This window comes from Blastomonas sp. CCH1-A6 (assembly GCF_001556365.1).
Classification (GTDB): domain Bacteria; phylum Pseudomonadota; class Alphaproteobacteria; order Sphingomonadales; family Sphingomonadaceae; genus Blastomonas; species Blastomonas ursincola.
On record NZ_LSIS01000137.1, the window covers coordinates 1 to 1,033 of the forward strand.

Sequence of the window (1,033 nt, forward strand, 5' to 3'; positions counted from 1 at the left end):
GATGCGAAGGCTAGCCAGCGAGCTGGCTAGCCTTCGCATCTCTCCCCTGAAGGGGAGAGAGCGGGTCACCCTAGCGCCCCGCCATTTCCTTCACCCGGGCCAGATACGTCCGCCCCACCCTCAGCTCGCTGCCATCGGCGAGACACGCGAACCACACGCCGCCGCCATTGTGGCGGAGCGACGTGATATAATCGTTGCGCACGATGTGCGAGCGGTGGAGGCGGACGAAGCGCGCCGGGTCGAGCCGTTCCTCGAGCGTCTTGATCGTCTCGTGCATCAGATAGCTGCGCGTGCCGACATGCAGCCGCATGTAATCGCGCTCGGCATCGATCCGCTCGATCAGGTCCGCGTCGATACGCTTGAGTTCGCTACGGTGCGGCACCCAGAATTCGCGCACCCAGTCGCCCTGCGCGGGCGGAGTAGCGGGCGGGTTGGCGAGCACCGCGCTGCGCCGTTCGAGCACGCGCGCGACCGCGCGTTCAAGCCGGTCGGTGGCGACAGGCTTGAGCAGATAATCGATCGCGGCGAGGTCGAACGCCTCGACCGCGAACGCCTGATAGGCGGTGACGAAGATGATCGCGGGCGACTGCCCGGTCTTGCCCAGCGCGCGCGCGACGCCCATGCCGTCGAGCCGCGGCATGTTGATGTCGAGAAACACCAGTTCGGGCTTGAGCTGTTCGGCAAGCCGCAGCGCGGATTCCCCATCGCTCGCAGTGCCGACCAGGCTGATCCGCGGCAGCCGCGCGCACAGCAGCTGCAACCGTTCGACCGCGAGCGGCTCGTCGTCGACGATCATCGTGCGCAGCGGGGCGGCGTTGCTCTCAGCAGTCATCGCGCACCGCCGGCAAGGTCAATTCCACCACAAAGCCTCCTTCAAACGGGACATGCCATTCGATCCGTGCCGAGCTGCCATAGCGCGCGTCGAGCCGGTCGCGGACATTGGCCAGCCCAATGCCGCTGCCCTTGTCCGAATCGGTCGGGATGACATCGCCATCGTCGCTGACCGTCAGGTGCAGCACGCCATCGGCCTCGC

Annotated in this window: 1 protein-coding gene and 1 pseudogene; both read right to left on the bottom strand. The window is 66.8% G+C overall.

Going from position 1 to position 1,033, the window contains the following annotated elements; translation table 11 throughout:
• Positions 1-70 precede the first annotated feature (70 nt).
• Positions 71-832, bottom strand: a complete 762-nt coding sequence (locus tag AX735_RS05405; protein WP_066276844.1) for a LytR/AlgR family response regulator transcription factor — start codon at positions 830-832, stop codon at positions 71-73.
• Positions 822-1,033, bottom strand: a pseudogene (locus tag AX735_RS05410) (sensor histidine kinase); the annotation flags it as partial. The gene AX735_RS05405 and the pseudogene AX735_RS05410, both read right to left, overlap by 11 nt.

Coding starts and splice junctions, on each gene's coding strand:
- AX735_RS05405 (WP_066276844.1), bottom strand. CDS start 832: ATGACTGCTGAGAGCAACGCCGCCCCGCTGCGCACGATGATCGTCGAC.